Here is a 15,242-nt window from a genome sequence, read left to right on the forward strand (position 1 = left end):
GCACAAAGCGGAGGATATCGGAGGATTTTTTGAAAATTTTTGATGTAGCCCCTCTTCGTACAACCTCTCAGTCGAGCCGAGAGAAGAGGGGATGCCGGAGAGGGTCACGCCTCGATCCGGATCGCGCTCACCGGGCAGGTCTGGGCAGCGTCCACAGCCTGGGGCACTGCCTCGGCGGGGATCTCACCCAGAAGGGCCACGGCCAGGGTGCCCTCCATCGTGAATACCTCCGGGCAGAGCCCTGCACACTGGGTGCAGCCGATGCAGAGGTCTGGGTCAACGAATGCTTTCATGGGATGCTCCTCCTTCCAATTTGGGATGCTGCTAGTTTTCCCGCCGGGGCATGGAAATATCCCTATGCTTTTCGGTGCAAGTATGGTACAATAGGCTGAGACTTTCCGGGAGGATGAAACGATGAACATTCAGATCTTCGGCACGAACAAGTGCTTCGATACCAAAAAGGCCCAGCGCTATTTCAAGGAGCGGGGCGTCCGGTTCCAGATGATCGACCTGAAGGAAAAAGGCATGAGCCGGGGCGAATTTGAGAACGTGGCCCGCGCGCTGGGCGGCTGGGAAAAGCTGGTGGACCCGGCGGCGAAGGACAAGCAGACCCTTGCGCTGCTGGACGCTCTGGTGGACTGGCAGAAGGAGGACAAGCTGTTCGAGAACCAGCAGCTGTTCAAAACGCCCATCGTCCGCAACGGGCGGCAGGCCACCGTGGGCTATCAGCCCGATGTCTGGAAGAACTGGGAATAACACGCGCTTTCACAAAAAATCCACGCGCCGGATTTTGCACTTTGGGGCGAATCGTGGTATACTAAAACACAGTGTGGCCCCTACGATATCCAATTAGGAGACGAATAGAATATGAAAACCTATATGACCCCGGAAGAACACGCCCGGCTCCACCGCCGCCGCGCCCGGCAGGCACTGGGCCTGCTGGTGGCGGTGCTGGTGCTGGTGGGTGCCGTGACCGTGGTGCGCGCCGGTGTGCGCACCGTGGCAAACCTGTTCGACGATACCCAGCAGCGGCAGGAGTATGAGGACAAGCTCGAAGGCCTGGTCCTGTTCGACCCCGTTCCCTTTGACGGCATCGAGAACATCGACGACCTGACCCTGCGCGAAGCGGCGGTCTGGGGCTGCGTGTACAGCATCCAGGAGACCCAGGGCGGCTTCGACAACTACAACACCGACCCCGACACCGAGCAGCTGCTGCTTCCCTCGGTGGATGTGGACGCCTATCTGGCCAAGCTCGTGGGCCCCAGCTTCAAGATGACCCACAAGAGCTTTGAGATGGATGATATGACCGTCGAATTTGACGAGACGACCCAGTGCTACAAGATCCCGGTCACGGGCAGCGTGGGCACCTACCGCGCCACCGTCACCCGGCTGTTCAAGAAGGACGGTCTGCTCCATGTCACGGTGGGCTATATCCCCACCCAGAGCGTGGATGACAGCATCCTGAACGCAGCCTCCGATACGCCCACCAAGTATATGGACTATCTGTTCAGTCGCCAGAGCGGCAGCTGGTATCTGACCGGCCTGACCGACAGCGAGACCAAGCCCGAAAGCACCGCGTCGTCGGCTGCCGCTGAGCCGATGCCGCTGGCGGACAGCGAGGTGCAGGACGCCATCCTCGCCACAGCGGGTGACTCCGCAGCTGCCAGCGAAGCGGCTTCCGGGGAAGCAGCCCCCGCTTCGGAGCCTGCCGACAGCACCGCCGCCGAGAGCAGCGCTGCCGATGCCGGCAGTGCCGCCGCCAGTGAAGCAGCATCGCAGAGCGCGGCAGGGTAAGAAGACAGAATAGAAAAGCAGAGTCCCCGCCTTGAGAGGAAGTTCCTCTCCTGGCGGGGACTTTTTTGCTTGTCGGTTATAGTTTGGATAGGTCCTCCAACAGAGCCAGCGCAATGGGTTTGACACGCATGGAGCAGGAATTGAACAATTCCACCACGCGGTCATTGGCATAGTCTTTACGTGCGATTTCGGTGTTGGTCAGAATCTCAGCCAGCTCTGTATCCAATTCCGTACAGATATTGGAGAGTGTTTCCAAGGTGGGATATACGCGGCCATTTTCTATTTTGGACAGATAGACCACCGAAATGCCGACCTGCTCGGCCAATTTTTCCTGCGTGATGTTCCGCTCCTGTCGTTTGGTTTGAATGCGTTTGCCGATTGTAGCATAGTCAATCATAGAAGTTGACCTCCTGTATGTATCTTATACTGACAATACAGGATTAAACTGAAAGAATAATAATTTAATAGATTAACTTGACTTAATAAAACAATATGCCTATAATGGAATCAAACAGGAGAAAATGGTTTTCTCCAAAAGCTTTGGAATCACAAAATCAGTGAAGGAGTGGAATTATGCGTTTACATCTTCGAACGTTCTATGCTTTGTCGGTCAGTGCTGTCATTGCGGCAATGTTTCTGACGGGATGCAGTGGCGGCGGTGAGGTTCCGGAGGCCCCCGCTGATTCAATGCCGTCCAGTGCAAGCAGTAGTACGGAGGCTCCGGCCACATCGGAGAGTGCACCAAGTGCGCCTTCCTCGGAAAGCACTTCGTCTGAACCGCAGGAATCTGAACAGACGGATGGCATCAAGTGGATGTACAGCAAAAATGAGGACGGAACGATTACACTGAAAGGCTATGATAAAACTGCCGAAAAGGTGCCATCCGGTGAGCTTCGTATCCCGGAAAAATACGATGGATATGTAGTGAGTGCAATTGGCTACCAATGTCTCTATAAAAATAATGACATAGAAAGTCTTGTTATCCCAAACTGCGTGCAGAGTATTGGTGACCAGGCTTTTTACCAATGTACAAATTTGACGAGTGTTGTTCTGCCGGAAGGCTTGAAAAAGATTGGAACAATAGCGTTTAAGGGTACAAATCTGGATGAAGTGACTTTACCAAAGAGTTTGGCAAGCGTTGGTTCGTCAGCGTTTGAAGAGAATGCGTCTTTATCTAAGGTGTCGATCAAAGGAAAAACGGAGTTTGCAGGGGCAACATTTAGAAATTGCAAGAATTTAGGAAGTGTTACATTCGAAAACAGCATTCGCAGTTTGCCAAGTGAAATGTTCAGGAATTGCGAAAAGCTTCAGAATATAGTGTTTCCTTCGGAGGTGAAAACACTCGGAAACTATATTTTCTATGGATGCAGATTGCTGGAAAACATTATACTGCCGGATTCTGTTACGGATATTGGGAGTTATGCCTTTGCCTGCTGTACCTCACTACGATCGGTCGTAATTCCAAAAGGTGTGACGGAAGTCAAAGATTGGACTTTCCAGGAATGCAAAAATCTAAGTGATGTAACAATTCCGGAGAGTGTCAAAATTCTTGGAAAAGGTGCATTTGACAGTTGTAGTGCGCTTGTAACTATTAAACTTCCAAAGTCAATGTCTTCGATTCGCGAAGTGGCATTTTGGCATTGTACGGCATTGGTTAAAATAGCGCTTCCAGAAAATATTTCTGAAATCAGTAGTCAAACATTCCAGTTCTGTAATTCGCTTCGGGATATTTATATTCCGAGTAGTGTAAAAAAAATTAACTCTTGTGCATTTGATAAGTGCACATCGCTGAGCAATGTATATTTTGGTGGTAGTGAAGAAACGTGGAATAATATACTTATCAGTGATGGAAGGCCTTCGTATGATACATACAATGGCAATAAATATCTGACGAACTCTTTTATAAAACGTTACTGGAACCAGACAGCGACAGTTATTGGTTATTGAGTAAATAAGCAACACCCCCGGTCCGGGACGCGGCAAACGTCTCAGGCCGGGGGTGTTGTTCATTTTCTGGGAATCTCAGCAGACCAAAGCCTCATCCATTGGCCTTTTCATCCCATCCGCTGGACTTGACGATCTGCCCATCGGTGGTGCACCAGAGAGCTTCGACACCGTCGAGGCTCTCGACGATGGCCTGGCCTTCTTCCAGCGGCATGCAGAACAGGCCGGTGGTCAGGCAGTCGGCGACGCCGGAATCGGGGGCCAGCACGCTCACGCCGTCAAAGTAGGCGGCGGGCCAGAGGGTGGCGGGGTTGATGAGGTGGTGGTAGCGCACACCATCGACAAGATAGTAGCGCTGATAGTCGCCGCTGGTGACGAGGGAGAGGTCGCTCATTTTGACAGCGGCCACCGAGGAGGAGCTGCCAGTGTAGACGTCCGAAGCGTTCCACGGGTCTTCCACACCGCCGACCCACTGGGAGCCGTCGGGCTTGGTGCCGATGGCCCGCAGGTTGCCGCCCACGCTGATGAGGGCGCTGGTCAGGCCGCGGGCCTCGGCAGCCTGAGCGACCATCTCCACGGCGTAGCCTTTGCCCACGCTGCCCACATCCAGGGACATCTCCGGGTCGGTCAGAAAGACCGTTCGGGCGTTGTCGTCGATGACGAGGTCGTGGATGTCGCAGTGCTGGGCGGCAGCATCCAGCTCGTCCTGCGTGGGCAGCTGGTTGTTGCTGTCGTCGGTGTCGGCGAGGGCAGCTTCACGATAATTGTGCCAGATGTTGAGCACACTGCCCATGGCGATGTTCAGCTTGCCGTCGGTGGTGTCGTACATGGTCTGGGCCAGCTCCAGCATCCCCAGAATCTTGTCGTCCACGGTCACGGGGGCGAGGCCAGCGTTGTCGTTGATGGTCTTGACGTTGGTGACGCCGTCGTAGTCGTTGTAGATGTCGTAGAGCTTGTGATATTCCAGCAGGTCGGCGTGGAGAGCGTCCATCTGGGCGGCGAACTCCTCCTCGCTGTCGCAGTAGGCGATGACCTGGGTCACGGTGTCAAAGGCGTCATAGAACACGGTGGAGTAGCGCTGCGGGCCGTCGGCGGTGCTGCTGGAAGCGCCGGACGAAGCGGCACGGCCGCAGCCGGCCAGCAGGCTCAGGCAGAGCGCGGCAGACAGGAAAACAGACAGGATGCGTTTCATGCGTGGGCGGTCTCCTTTGCAGCGGTGAAGGCGGTGTGCTCCTCCTGCAGATGGGCCAGCAGGTCGCCGAAGACCCAGTTCTTGTTGGAGGGGGTCACGAGGGCTTTGAGTGGGATATTCACCTGAGCCTGCTTCATGAGGTCGAGCAGGGTGTCCACGTCTTTGTCCTTGAAGTTGGCGAGGACAAGGGCCGACGGGTAGGCGTTCGGGTCCAGCACCAGCGTGCGGGGCGCCTTGGTCTCCACCTCACCCAGCAGCTGGGCGACGGTCTTGCCTGCATCGGCGGGGGAGACGAGGAGAAGCTTCATGCCAAAGGCAGGGGCCATGCCCTCCAGGATGCCGCGGTCGGCGGCGGACAGATTCCAGCCCAGTGCCAGCGGGACGCCAGCGTTCTGGTTGCGTGCGATATGTGCTTTCATATAGAAACCTCTTTCAAAAAGATACCTTAGTATACCACAATTCCGGGCAAAGAAAAAGCGCTCTTGCGAAAAGAGCGCTTTTTCAAACCGTTCAGTTCATCTTTTTGCCGAAGAACTCGACCTCCTTGCCGATGAACTGCATCAGCTCATCGAACTGGTCGGGGGTCAGGCTCTGGGCACCGTCGCACTTGGCCTTGGCGGGGTTGTTGTGGACCTCGATCATCAGGCCGTCGGCCCCGGCTGCTACGGCAGCCTTAGCCAGCTCCGGCACCATCCAGGCGTGGCCGCAGGCATGGCTGGGGTCTACGATGACCGGCAGGTGGGTCATCTTGTGGAGCATGACCACACCGGCCAGATCCAGCGTGTTGCGCATACTGGTCTCGAAGGTGCGGATGCCGCGCTCGCAGAGGATGACGTTCTCGTTGCCCTCGGCCATGATGTACTCGGCGCTCATTACGAACTCTTCCAGCGTGTTGGCAAGACCGCGCTTGAGCAGGACGGGCTTTTTCTGGCGGCCCACGGCCTTGAGCAGTTCAAAGTTCTGCATGTTGCGGGCACCGACCTGAATGAGGTCCACGTTCTCAAACAGGGGCAGATGCTCGGTGTTCATGATCTCGGTGACGATGGGGGCACCGGTGGCGCGACGGGCCAGCTTGAGCAGGTCCAGACCTTCGCTCCGCATTCCCTGGAAGGAGTACGGAGAGGTGCGGGGCTTGAACGCGCCGCCGCGCAGCAGGGAAGCACCGGCGTCCTTCACGCGCTGGGCGCAGTAGGTGATCTGCTCTTCGCTTTCGATGCTGCACGGGCCTGCGATGACTGCGAAATTGCCGCCGCCGATCTTCACGCCGTTCACGTCGATGACACTGTCGTCCGGGTGGAACTTGCGGTTGGCCTTCTTGTAGGGCTCGGATACGCGGCGGCAGGTCTCGACGACGGGGTTGGCCAGCACCCAGCTCTCAGCAATGGCCTTGGTGTCGCCGATGAGGCCGAGGATGTGGGTGTCGCTGCCCTTGGAGTCGTTGATCTGCAGGCCCATGCCCTCCAGCTCGCGGCAGAATTCGTGGACCTGTGCGTCGGGGGCGTTCTGTTTCAGTACGATGATCATGGTGGTGTCTCCTTTACCTTCTCACACGGTTTTGGGAACGGCACAGGAGACCGGCTCCGTTGCCGCGGCTTGTTTCATCAAACTTCAGTTTCCTGAAGCGTGAGCTTATCATATCACTTCAGTTTCCTGAAGTCAAGAGGCTTTTTGATATTTTTTGGGAAAAGTGGTAGAATAGACGGGAAGGAATCCTTCCTACAACCTCTCCGTCCATGCTGCGCATTGCCACCTCTCCTGCCAGGAGAGCTGTCGAGCGCAAGCGAGACGGAGAGGTTGTACAAAAACGGGGTTTACCTGAATTATAGAGTACAGAAAACAAAAAGGACGATAGAGTATGGGAAAAGAAGCAAAAACCAACGCGATGCGGATTTTGGAGCGGGCCAAGGTGGCCTATACGGCGCATGAGTATCCCCACGAGGAGGGCGTGGCCGTGGACGGCATCCATGTGGCCCAGAGCCTGGGCGAGGACCCGGCCTGCGTGTACAAGACACTGGTGACGCAGGGGGCCAGCCGAAATTATTTCGTCTTTGTCATCCCAGTGGCAGCGGAGCTGGACCTGAAGGCAGCGGCCCGCAGCGTGGGCGAAAAGAGCGTCGCCATGATCCATGTGGCCGACATCAACAAAGTCACCGGCTATGTGCGCGGCGGCTGCAGCCCGGTGGGCATGAAGAAGCAGTATACCACCGTGTTCGACGAGAGCGTCCTCGCGCAGGAGAAGGTCTATGTCTCCGGCGGCCGCATCGGTACGCAGGTCTGCTGCGCACCGGCCGACCTCATCAAGGCGGCACGGGCCACGACGGCGCGGATTATTTTTTAAGAAACCCTCTCAGCCGCCTGTGGCGGCAGCTCCCCCATAGGGGGAGCCATTGGCAGACCGGGCAGGTTTGCACGTTGTCGCCTTACGGCTCCCACGCAGCAGGGCCTTGTTCTCATTGGCAGCAGCTGCCAGCCTGAACAGCGAAGCCCGCCGCCTTCCGGCAGGATGAGCCTGCGCGGTCAGTAGAGCCAAAACCGGCTCGCCAGTGGCTCTCCCTTTGGGAGAGCTGTCGAGCGCAAGCGAGACTGAGAGGGTTTGTCCCCCCCTAAAATATATTCCACAAATAAGTCATACTTAAAAAGAAAATGAGTGTCGAAACTGCACAAAACTTTTGAAAGTTTTTTGGAGCAAGAGAACACAAGGGAGAATTTGCCCAAACACCCTTTGCAAAGCGGATCTTTTGCCGTAAACTGTATGTATCAGAAGGACGGTGCGGCGCAGAGCGCACCGTTCCAGAGGATGGAACAGGGAATCCCCGCAGAGAATTTGGAGGAATACGGAATGCTGGAACTGCTGCTTGGAACCATTCGCCGTCTGTGTGCGACTGGATACCAGGGCATCCGTGTAACCTCATGCGGGCGTGTTCTGCACAGACCGTAGGATCAAAAGGCCGTGGTGTAGTTGCATCACAGCCTTTTTTGTTTGCACGGAGTCTGGAAAGAGAGAAAGAGAGGCTCGGAAATATGATTCGTAAAGTTGCTGTGATCATGGGTTCGGACAGCGATTGGCCGGTGGTGAAGGGGGCCTGCGCCCAGCTCAAGGCGCTGGACATCCCGTTCGAGGCACACATCCTGTCGGCGCACCGCACCCCGGCGGAGGCGGCAGAGTTTGCCCGGAACGCGAAGGCCAACGGCTTCGGCGTCATCCTGTGCGCCGCCGGCATGGCGGCCCATCTGGCCGGTGCCTTTGCGGCCAACACCACGCTGCCGGTCATCGGCATCCCGATGAAGGGCGGCGCGATGGACGGTCTGGACGCACTGCTGGCCACGGTGCAGATGCCCAGCGGCATCCCGGTGGCCACCGTGGCGCTGAACGGTGCCAAGAACGCCGCTTGGCTGGCGGCAGAGATCCTGGCTCTCAGCGACGATGCGCTGGCCGGGAAGCTGGACGCTGAGCGCGCTGCCATGGCGCAGCAGATCGCGGCCAAGGAACAGAAACTTCAGAAAGAAATTGAGGAACTCTAATGTCTGATTTTGCATATCCGCTGCACGAAGAGTGCGGTGTGTTCGGCATCTATGACCGTGCCGGGACCGAGGATGTGGCAGCCGCAGCCTACTCAGCCCTGTACGCTTTGCAGCACCGCGGCCAGGAGAGCTGCGGCATCGCCGTCAACGACGATGGTGTCATCACCGGCCACCGGGACCTCGGCCTGGTGAACGAGGTGTTCACCCCGGCGGTACTGGCGTCGGTGTCCAGCCCCACGGCCCACATGGCCACCGGCCATGTCCGCTATGCCACCGCCGGGAGCCGGGTGCGGGCCAACGCCCAGCCCATGATCGTCCGGCATGGCCGGGGCACGATGGCCCTGTGCCACAACGGCAACCTGACCAATGCGCTGGAGCTTCGCCGCCAGCTGGAAAACGAGGGTGCCATTTTCCACGGCTCCTCCGATACCGAGGTCATCTGCTACCTCGTCACCCGCAACCGGCTGCGGATGGGCAGCATCGAGACGGCCATCAGCAAGACGATGGATGTGCTGGAGGGTGCCTACAGCCTCGTCATCATGTCGTCCACCAAGCTTATCGCAGTGCGTGACCCGCGCGGCTACCGGCCTCTGTGCATCGGTACGCTGCCCGGCGGCGGCTACGTCTTCGCCAGCGAGAGCTGTGCGCTGGATGCGGCCGGTGCTTCGCTTCTGCGGGATGTGGAGCCCGGCGAGATCGTCGTGGCCGACACCCGCACCGGCGAGCTGCGCAGCATCAAGGATCACTGCGGCCGGAAGGACACCCAGATGTGCGTCTTCGAGTACATCTACTTCTCCCGCCCGGACAGCATCATCGAGGGCAGCTCGGTCCACGAGGCCCGCAAGCAGGCAGGCCGCTTCCTAGCGCAGGAGCACCCCGTGGAGGCCGATGTGGTCATCGGTGTGCCGGACTCCGGCCTCGACGCCGCCCTCGGCTACTCCGAGGAGAGCGGCATCCCCTACGGCATCGGCTTCATCAAGAACAAATACATTGGCCGCACCTTCATCCAGGGCAGCCAGAAGCAGCGCGAGAACAGTGTGCGCATCAAGCTGAACGTCGTGTCCAGCACCGTCAAGGGCAAGCGGGTCGTGCTGGTGGATGACTCCATCGTGCGCGGCACCACCTCTGCCCGCATCATCAAGCTGCTGCGGGACGCCGGTGCAGCGGAGGTCCACTTCCGCGTATCGGCCCCGCCCTTCAAGTATCCCTGCTATTTCGGCACCGACATTCCGGACCAGAAGCTGCTGGTCGCCACCGGCCGCACCGTGGAGCAGATCAATGAGGTCATCGGCGCGGATACGCTGGGCTACCTGTCCACAGACCATGTGGTCCGGCTGGCAAAGAACGCTTCATGCGGCTTCTGCACCGCCTGCTTCACCGGCGAATATGCCGTCAAGCCCGACGAGGTGCTTTCGACCGATATTCATGAACGCCACCTGAACGACCGTCCCAAGGACGCAAAAAAGTTAGGAGAGTAAGACCATGGAAAAGAGCTATTCGGAAAGCTACGCAGCAGCCGGTGTGGATATCACCGCCGGTTATCGTTCCGTTGAACTGATGAAGCAGTATGTCGCCCGCACCATGAACGAGCACTGCATCGGCGGTCTGGGCGGCTTCGGCGGCCTGTTTGAGCTGGACTGCACCGGTTACAAGCACCCGGTCCTCATCTCCGGCACCGACGGCGTCGGCACCAAGCTGAAGCTGGCCATGCTCCTGAACAAGCATGACACCATCGGCATCGACTGCGTGGCCATGTGCGTCAACGACGTCATCTGCGCCGGTGCCAAGCCGCTGGTCTTCCTGGACTACATCGCCTGCGGCCGCAACATCCCGGAGAAGATCGCAGAGATCGTCAAGGGTGTGGCCGAGGGCTGCGTCCAGGCCGACTGCTCTCTGGTGGGCGGCGAGACGGCCGAGCATCCGGGCATGATGCCGGAGGACGAGTACGATCTGGCCGGTTTCACCGTGGGCGTCGTGGACAAGGAGAAGATCCTGAGCAACGAGACCATGAAGCCCGGCGATGTCATCCTGGCCCTGCCCTCCACGGGTGTGCACTCCAACGGTTTCTCGCTGGTACGCAAAATTTTTGACATCGACAACGACCCCGATGTCCTGAAGACGGCTCCCGCTGAGCTGGGCGGCAAGACGCTGGGCGAGGCCCTGCTGGCCCCCACCAAGATCTACGTCAAGCCGGTGCTCAAGGTGCTGGAAGAGGTGGATGTCAAGGGCATCTCCCACATCACCGGCGGCGGCTTCTATGAGAATATCCCCCGCAGCCTGAAGAAGGGCTGCTGCGCCCGCATCCGCAAGGCGGACGTCCACACCCCGGCGCTCTTCCACCTGATGGAGAAGGTGGGCGGCATCTCTGAGCACGATATGTTCAACACCTTCAACATGGGTGTCGGCATGGTGCTGACCGTCCCCGCAGAGCAGGCCGACAAGGCGCTGGCCATCCTCCACGCAAACGGTGAGCCGGAAGCCTATCGGCTGGGCGTCATCGCAGAGGGCGAGGGGGTCGAACTGTGCTGAACATCGCCGTGTTAGTGTCCGGCGGCGGCACCAATCTGCAGGCCCTGCTGGACAGCGAAGCCCGTGGAGAGAACCCCAACGGCAAAATCACCCTCGTCGTGGCCTCCAAGCCCGGCGTCTATGCGCTGGAACGGGCTGCGAAAGCCGGGGTGGAGGGCTGCGTCGTCCGCCGCAAGGATTACCCGAACAGCGAAGAGTTCGACGCCGCTCTGCTGGATACATTGAAAAGCCACCACATCGACCTCGTGGTGCTGGCCGGATTCCTGTCCGTGCTGGGGCCCAGCGTCATTGCGGCCTACCCGCGCCGCATCCTGAACGTCCACCCGGCCCTCATTCCGTCCTTCTGCGGGCCCGGCATGTATGGCCTGCGCCCCCACGAGGCGGCGCTGGCCCGCGGCTGCAAGGTGACCGGTGCGACCGTCCACTTCGTCAATGAGGAGTGCGACGGCGGGCCCATCCTGTTGCAGAAGGCCGTGGACATCCTGCCCGGCGACACCCCCGAAGTGCTGCAGAAGCGAGTGATGGAGCAGGCTGAGTGGAAGCTGCTGCCGCAGGCAGTGCGTATGATTTGTGATGGCGAAGTTCAGTGAGTGTTTTTCTGCCGCAGGCGGAAAAACATCAATAAAGGAGAACAGTATGGAAAAAATCGACCTGAACGAATATCTGGCCTCCAACGAGTATCCCGGCCGCGGCATCGCAGTGGCCATGGCTCCGGACGGTCGCCAGATGTTCATTGGCTATTTTATCATGGGCCGCAGCGAGAACAGCCGCAACCGCGTGTTTGACCCCATCCCGGAGCGGGGCGGCATCTGCACCGTGGCCGCAGACCCCGATAAGCTGGAAGACCCCAGCCTCATCATCTACAACCCCGTGCTGACCCTGGGCAAGACCCAGATCGTGACCAACGGCGACCAGACCGATACCATCTACGACCTCATGAGCCGGGGAAAGAGCTTTGCAGATGCCCTGCGCACCCGCACCTTTGAGCCGGACGGCCCCAACTACACCCCCCGCATCTCCGCTGTGGTGTATGAGGACGGCAGCTATCAGATGAGCATTTTGAAGTCGGCCGACGGCAATGGCGAGAGCGTCCAGCGCTACTTCTTCGATTATCCGCAGCCCGTTGCAGGCGAGGGCCACTTCATCAGCACCTACAAGCACAACGGTGCCCCCATCCCCAGCTTTGAGGGCGAGCCGCTCCGCTTTGCCTGCCCCCGCACCATCGGCGATTTTGCCCACGGCCTGTGGCAGAACCTGAACCCCGACAATAAGGTCAGCCTGTTTGCCCGCGTCATCGACCTGGATACCGGCGAGACCGGCGACATGATCTTCAACAAATACGACGCCGTGTACGACGACGAGGAAGACCCCGAAGAACCCGCCCTGCTGCCCGAAGAGCTGGAAGCTCTGGCCGCAGAAAGCGCAGAATAAGGAGGAAGTACGGATGAACGAACTGGCACTGAAGTACGGCTGCAACCCCAACCAGAAGCCCAGCCGCATTTATATGGAAGATGGCTCCGACCTGCCCGTGACCGTTCTGAACGGCAAGCCCGGCTACATCAATTTTCTGGATGCGCTCAACTCCATCCAGCTGGTCCAGGAGCTGAAAGCGGCCTGCGGCCAGCCCGCAGCGGCATCCTTCAAGCATGTTTCCCCGGCCGGTGCAGCCCTGGGCCTGCCCCTGACCGAGGTGGAGCGGAAGATGTACCACATCGCCCCGGATCTTGAGCTGTCTCCGCTGGCCTGCGCCTATGCCCGCGCCCGCGGTGCGGACCGGATGTCCTCCTTCGGTGACTGGATCGCCCTGTCGGATGTCTGCGACGTGCCCACCGCAAAGCTCATCCAGCACGAAGTGTCCGACGGCATCATCGCACCGGGCTACGAGCCGGAGGCTCTGGCCATCCTGTCCGGCAAGAAGAAGGGCAACTACAACGTGGTCGCCATCGACCCGGAGTATAAGCCCGCCCCGGTGGAGCACAAGCAGGTGTACGGCATCACCTTTGAGCAGGGCCGCAACGAGCTGGTCATCAACGCCGACACCATGCTGACCAACTGGGTCACCGAGAACAAGACCGTCTCGGAGGAGCAGAAGCGCGACCTCGTCATCGCCCTCATCACCCTGAAATACACCCAGTCCAACAGCGTCTGCTATACCTACAACGGCCAGACCATCGGCGTGGGTGCCGGCCAGCAGAGCCGCATCCACTGCACCCGTCTGGCGGGCCAGAAGGCCGACAACTGGCAGCTGCGCCACATGGACAAGGTGCTGAACCTGCCCTTCCGCGACGATGTCTCCAAGCCCAACCGCGACAATGCCATTGATGTCTACATCGGCGATACGCCCGAAGATGTCATCGGCGACGATGTCTGGGCCGAGACCTTCACCGAGCAGCCCGCTCCGCTGACCGCCGAGGAAAAGAAGGAATACCTGCGCCAGGTCACCGGCGTTTCGCTGGGCTCGGATGCGTTCTTCCCCTTCGGTGACAACATCGAGCGCGCCCGCCGTTCCGGCGTGACCGCCATCGTCCAGCCCGGCGGCTCCATCCGCGACCAGCAGGTCATCGACACCTGCAACAAGTACGACATCGCGATGGCCTTCTGCGGCATCCGGCTGTTCCATCACTGACCCTCTCAGGCGCTTCGCGCCAGCTCCCCCAAAGTGGGAGCCTTTGGCAGGACGATAGAGAGAATGCTGGACAGATAAGGCCCGATGTTCCGGAAGCGATTGGGCTCCGCTGCTTCGAAAAGCAGCAGCTTGCCTGAGCGGCAAGGCCCACATCTTTATGGCGGGTCGAACCCAGGCAGTCAGCAGGGCCAGAACCGACTCGCCAGTGCCTCCCACTTTGGGGGAGGTGGCATCGCGTGAGCGATGACGGAGAGGGGAGGATGTGGATGGAACACGAGAGTTTAGGAGATAGAATATGGCTAAAAAAATATTAGTCGTTGGCGGCGGCGGACGTGAGCACGCCATCATCAAGGCATTGAAGAAGAGCCCGGACTGCGGCGAGATCTGGTGCGCACCCGGCAACGGCGGCATCAGCTATGACGCCAAGTGCAAGAACATCAAGGCCACCGATGTGGACACCATGGTCGCGTTTGCAGCGGAGGAACAGTTCGATTATGTCGTCGTCGCGCAGGACGACCCGCTGGCTCTGGGCATGGTCGATGCGCTGGCGGCGGTCGGCATCCCGACCTTTGGCCCGGATAAGGCAGCGGCCCGCATCGAGGCTTCCAAGGTCTTCTCCAAAGACCTGATGAAGAAATACGGCATCCCCACCGCCAGGTATGAGACGTTTGACGACCCGGCCAAGGTCATGGATTACATCCGGGCCGAGGGCAAGTATCCTGTCGTCATCAAGGCAGATGGTCTGGCTCTGGGCAAGGGTGTGCTCATCTGTGAGAACGAGCAGCAGGCCGCCGACGGCGTGAAGGAGATCATGCTGGACAAGAAGTTCGGCGCTTCCGGCAACCACGTCGTGGTCGAAGAGTTTCTCACCGGCCCGGAGGTCAGTGTGCTAAGCTTCACCGACGGCAAGGTGGTCAAGCCCATGGTGTCCAGCATGGACCACAAGCGGGCCAACGACCACGATACCGGCCTGAACACCGGCGGCATGGGCACTGTGGCCCCGAACCCCTACTACACCCCGGCCATCGCTGCCGAGTGCATGGAGAAAATCTTCCTGCCCACCATCCGGGCCATGAACGCCGAGGGCTGTCCCTTCAAGGGCTGCCTCTACTTCGGCCTCATGCTCACCCCGGACGGCCCGAAGGTCATCGAGTACAACTGCCGCTTCGGCGACCCGGAAACGCAGGTCGTGCTGCCGCTGCTGGAGAGTGACCTGCTGCAGATCATGACGGCCTGCACCAATGGTACGCTGGCCGACACCGAGGTCCGGTTCTCCGACGGTGCCGCCGCCTGTGTCATCCTGGCTTCCGGCGGCTATCCCGTCCAGTATGAAAAGGGCAAGCCCATCTCCGGCCTGACCAACGGCCAGCTGGCAGGGGAGGAGAACATCACCGTCTACCACTCCGGCACGGCCATCACCGAGGATGGCACCCTCGTCACCAACGGAGGCCGTGTGCTGGGCGTCACTGCTACGGCACCCCGGCTGACCGCCGCCGTCACCCAGGCTTATGCGGCAGCCGAGAAGATCTCCTTCGAAAAACTGCACAAGCGGACGGATATCGGTCTGCGGGCACTGAAGGCAATCGCAGAAGGGTAAGCCCTCTCAGGCGCTTGCGCGCCAGCTCTCCCGGAGGG

At 59.3% G+C, this 15,242-nt stretch carries 16 protein-coding genes; 11 read left to right on the forward strand and 5 right to left on the reverse strand.

Annotated elements, in window-relative coordinates:
- Positions 1-104: 104 nt before the first annotated feature.
- Complete coding sequence (locus DWY95_RS01165; protein WP_097792680.1) at positions 105-293, reverse strand: ferredoxin; 189 nt, start codon at positions 291-293, stop codon at positions 105-107.
- 121 nt (positions 294-414) lie between these two features.
- Between DWY95_RS01165 and DWY95_RS01170 the strand changes: the two genes are divergently transcribed.
- The gene (locus tag DWY95_RS01170) at positions 415-756 is read left to right on the forward strand and encodes an arsenate reductase family protein (RefSeq protein ID WP_118551655.1); all 342 of its coding nucleotides are present in this window, start codon (positions 415-417) and stop codon (positions 754-756) included.
- A 111-nt stretch (positions 757-867) separates the two neighbouring features.
- A complete protein-coding gene (locus DWY95_RS01175) occupies positions 868-1,794 on the forward strand; it encodes an Ice-structuring protein (RefSeq protein ID WP_118551657.1) in 927 nt (308 codons plus the stop codon).
- A gap of 76 nt (positions 1,795-1,870) precedes the next feature.
- On the opposite strand, the gene DWY95_RS01180 is transcribed toward DWY95_RS01175, so the two are convergent.
- Positions 1,871-2,191, reverse strand: coding sequence for a helix-turn-helix transcriptional regulator (locus DWY95_RS01180; protein WP_118551659.1), 321 nt, complete (start codon positions 2,189-2,191; stop codon positions 1,871-1,873).
- 176 nt (positions 2,192-2,367) lie between these two features.
- On the opposite strand from DWY95_RS01180, the gene DWY95_RS01185 reads away from it, so the two are divergent.
- Entirely contained in the window at positions 2,368-3,741 is a 1,374-nt protein-coding gene (locus DWY95_RS01185) for a leucine-rich repeat domain-containing protein (RefSeq protein WP_118551661.1), read from the forward strand.
- A gap of 91 nt (positions 3,742-3,832) precedes the next feature.
- Here the strand turns inward: DWY95_RS01185 and DWY95_RS01190 are convergent, their stop codons facing one another.
- The 3 genes from DWY95_RS01190 to aroF all read right to left on the reverse strand — a co-directional run bounded on the left by DWY95_RS01190 (position 3,833) and on the right by aroF (position 6,454).
- A complete protein-coding gene (locus DWY95_RS01190) occupies positions 3,833-4,930 on the reverse strand; it encodes an FAD:protein FMN transferase (RefSeq protein ID WP_118551663.1) in 1,098 nt (365 codons plus the stop codon).
- Positions 4,927-5,349, reverse strand: coding sequence for a DUF3783 domain-containing protein (locus tag DWY95_RS01195; protein ID WP_118551665.1), 423 nt, complete (start codon positions 5,347-5,349; stop codon positions 4,927-4,929). The genes DWY95_RS01190 and DWY95_RS01195 overlap by 4 nt, the downstream gene beginning before the upstream one ends.
- Before the next feature lie 91 nt (positions 5,350-5,440).
- Positions 5,441-6,454, reverse strand: coding sequence for a 3-deoxy-7-phosphoheptulonate synthase (gene aroF / locus DWY95_RS01200; protein WP_118551667.1), 1,014 nt, complete (start codon positions 6,452-6,454; stop codon positions 5,441-5,443).
- Positions 6,455-6,785: 331 nt separating this feature from the next.
- Between aroF and ybaK the strand changes: the two genes are divergently transcribed.
- The 8 genes from ybaK (at position 6,786) to purD (ending at position 15,204) form a co-directional block, all read left to right on the forward strand.
- A complete protein-coding gene (ybaK, locus tag DWY95_RS01205) occupies positions 6,786-7,268 on the forward strand; it encodes a Cys-tRNA(Pro) deacylase (protein ID WP_118551669.1) in 483 nt (160 codons plus the stop codon).
- Between the two features lie 683 nt (positions 7,269-7,951).
- Complete coding sequence (gene purE, locus DWY95_RS01210; protein ID WP_097792672.1) at positions 7,952-8,452, forward strand: 5-(carboxyamino)imidazole ribonucleotide mutase; 501 nt, start codon at positions 7,952-7,954, stop codon at positions 8,450-8,452.
- Positions 8,452-9,930 (forward strand): amidophosphoribosyltransferase, encoded by a 1,479-nt coding sequence (gene purF / locus DWY95_RS01215; protein WP_118551671.1) that lies wholly within the window; start codon positions 8,452-8,454, stop codon positions 9,928-9,930. Before purE ends, purF begins: the two co-directional genes overlap by 1 nt.
- A gap of 4 nt (positions 9,931-9,934) precedes the next feature.
- Positions 9,935-10,981, forward strand: coding sequence for a phosphoribosylformylglycinamidine cyclo-ligase (gene purM, locus DWY95_RS01220; RefSeq protein ID WP_118551673.1), 1,047 nt, complete (start codon positions 9,935-9,937; stop codon positions 10,979-10,981).
- Positions 10,975-11,571, forward strand: a complete 597-nt coding sequence (purN, locus tag DWY95_RS01225) for a phosphoribosylglycinamide formyltransferase (RefSeq protein ID WP_118551675.1) — start codon at positions 10,975-10,977, stop codon at positions 11,569-11,571. Before purM ends, purN begins: the two co-directional genes overlap by 7 nt.
- Before the next feature lie 46 nt (positions 11,572-11,617).
- Entirely contained in the window at positions 11,618-12,412 is a 795-nt protein-coding gene (locus DWY95_RS01230) for an IMP cyclohydrolase (RefSeq protein WP_097792668.1), read from the forward strand.
- A 13-nt stretch (positions 12,413-12,425) separates the two neighbouring features.
- Positions 12,426-13,607: a phosphoribosylaminoimidazolecarboxamide formyltransferase gene (locus tag DWY95_RS01235; RefSeq protein ID WP_118551677.1), complete on the forward strand. Its 1,182-nt coding sequence runs from the start codon at positions 12,426-12,428 to the stop codon at positions 13,605-13,607.
- Between the two features lie 295 nt (positions 13,608-13,902).
- Entirely contained in the window at positions 13,903-15,204 is a 1,302-nt protein-coding gene (gene purD, locus DWY95_RS01240) for a phosphoribosylamine--glycine ligase (protein WP_118551679.1), read from the forward strand.
- Positions 15,205-15,242: the final 38 nt, after the last annotated feature.

This window comes from Faecalibacterium sp. AF28-13AC (assembly GCF_003478405.1).
Taxonomy (GTDB): Bacteria; Bacillota; Clostridia; order Oscillospirales; family Ruminococcaceae; genus Faecalibacterium; species Faecalibacterium prausnitzii_E.

Bases quoted from the DNA above. Each gene is read 5' to 3' on its own strand.
- DWY95_RS01165 (WP_097792680.1), bottom strand. From the start codon at position 293: ATGAAAGCATTCGTTGACCCAGACCTCTGCATCGGCTGCACCCAGTGT.
- DWY95_RS01170 (WP_118551655.1), top strand. From the start codon at position 415: ATGAACATTCAGATCTTCGGCACGAACAAGTGCTTCGATACCAAAAAG.
- DWY95_RS01175 (WP_118551657.1), top strand. From the start codon at position 868: ATGAAAACCTATATGACCCCGGAAGAACACGCCCGGCTCCACCGCCGC.
- DWY95_RS01180 (WP_118551659.1), bottom strand. From the start codon at position 2,191: ATGATTGACTATGCTACAATCGGCAAACGCATTCAAACCAAACGACAG.
- DWY95_RS01185 (WP_118551661.1), top strand. From the start codon at position 2,368: ATGCGTTTACATCTTCGAACGTTCTATGCTTTGTCGGTCAGTGCTGTC.
- DWY95_RS01190 (WP_118551663.1), bottom strand. From the start codon at position 4,930: ATGAAACGCATCCTGTCTGTTTTCCTGTCTGCCGCGCTCTGCCTGAGC.
- DWY95_RS01195 (WP_118551665.1), bottom strand. From the start codon at position 5,349: ATGAAAGCACATATCGCACGCAACCAGAACGCTGGCGTCCCGCTGGCA.
- aroF (WP_118551667.1), bottom strand. From the start codon at position 6,454: ATGATCATCGTACTGAAACAGAACGCCCCCGACGCACAGGTCCACGAA.
- ybaK (WP_118551669.1), top strand. From the start codon at position 6,786: ATGGGAAAAGAAGCAAAAACCAACGCGATGCGGATTTTGGAGCGGGCC.
- purE (WP_097792672.1), top strand. From the start codon at position 7,952: ATGATTCGTAAAGTTGCTGTGATCATGGGTTCGGACAGCGATTGGCCG.
- purF (WP_118551671.1), top strand. From the start codon at position 8,452: ATGTCTGATTTTGCATATCCGCTGCACGAAGAGTGCGGTGTGTTCGGC.
- purM (WP_118551673.1), top strand. From the start codon at position 9,935: ATGGAAAAGAGCTATTCGGAAAGCTACGCAGCAGCCGGTGTGGATATC.
- DWY95_RS01230 (WP_097792668.1), top strand. From the start codon at position 11,618: ATGGAAAAAATCGACCTGAACGAATATCTGGCCTCCAACGAGTATCCC.
- DWY95_RS01235 (WP_118551677.1), top strand. From the start codon at position 12,426: ATGAACGAACTGGCACTGAAGTACGGCTGCAACCCCAACCAGAAGCCC.
- purD (WP_118551679.1), top strand. From the start codon at position 13,903: ATGGCTAAAAAAATATTAGTCGTTGGCGGCGGCGGACGTGAGCACGCC.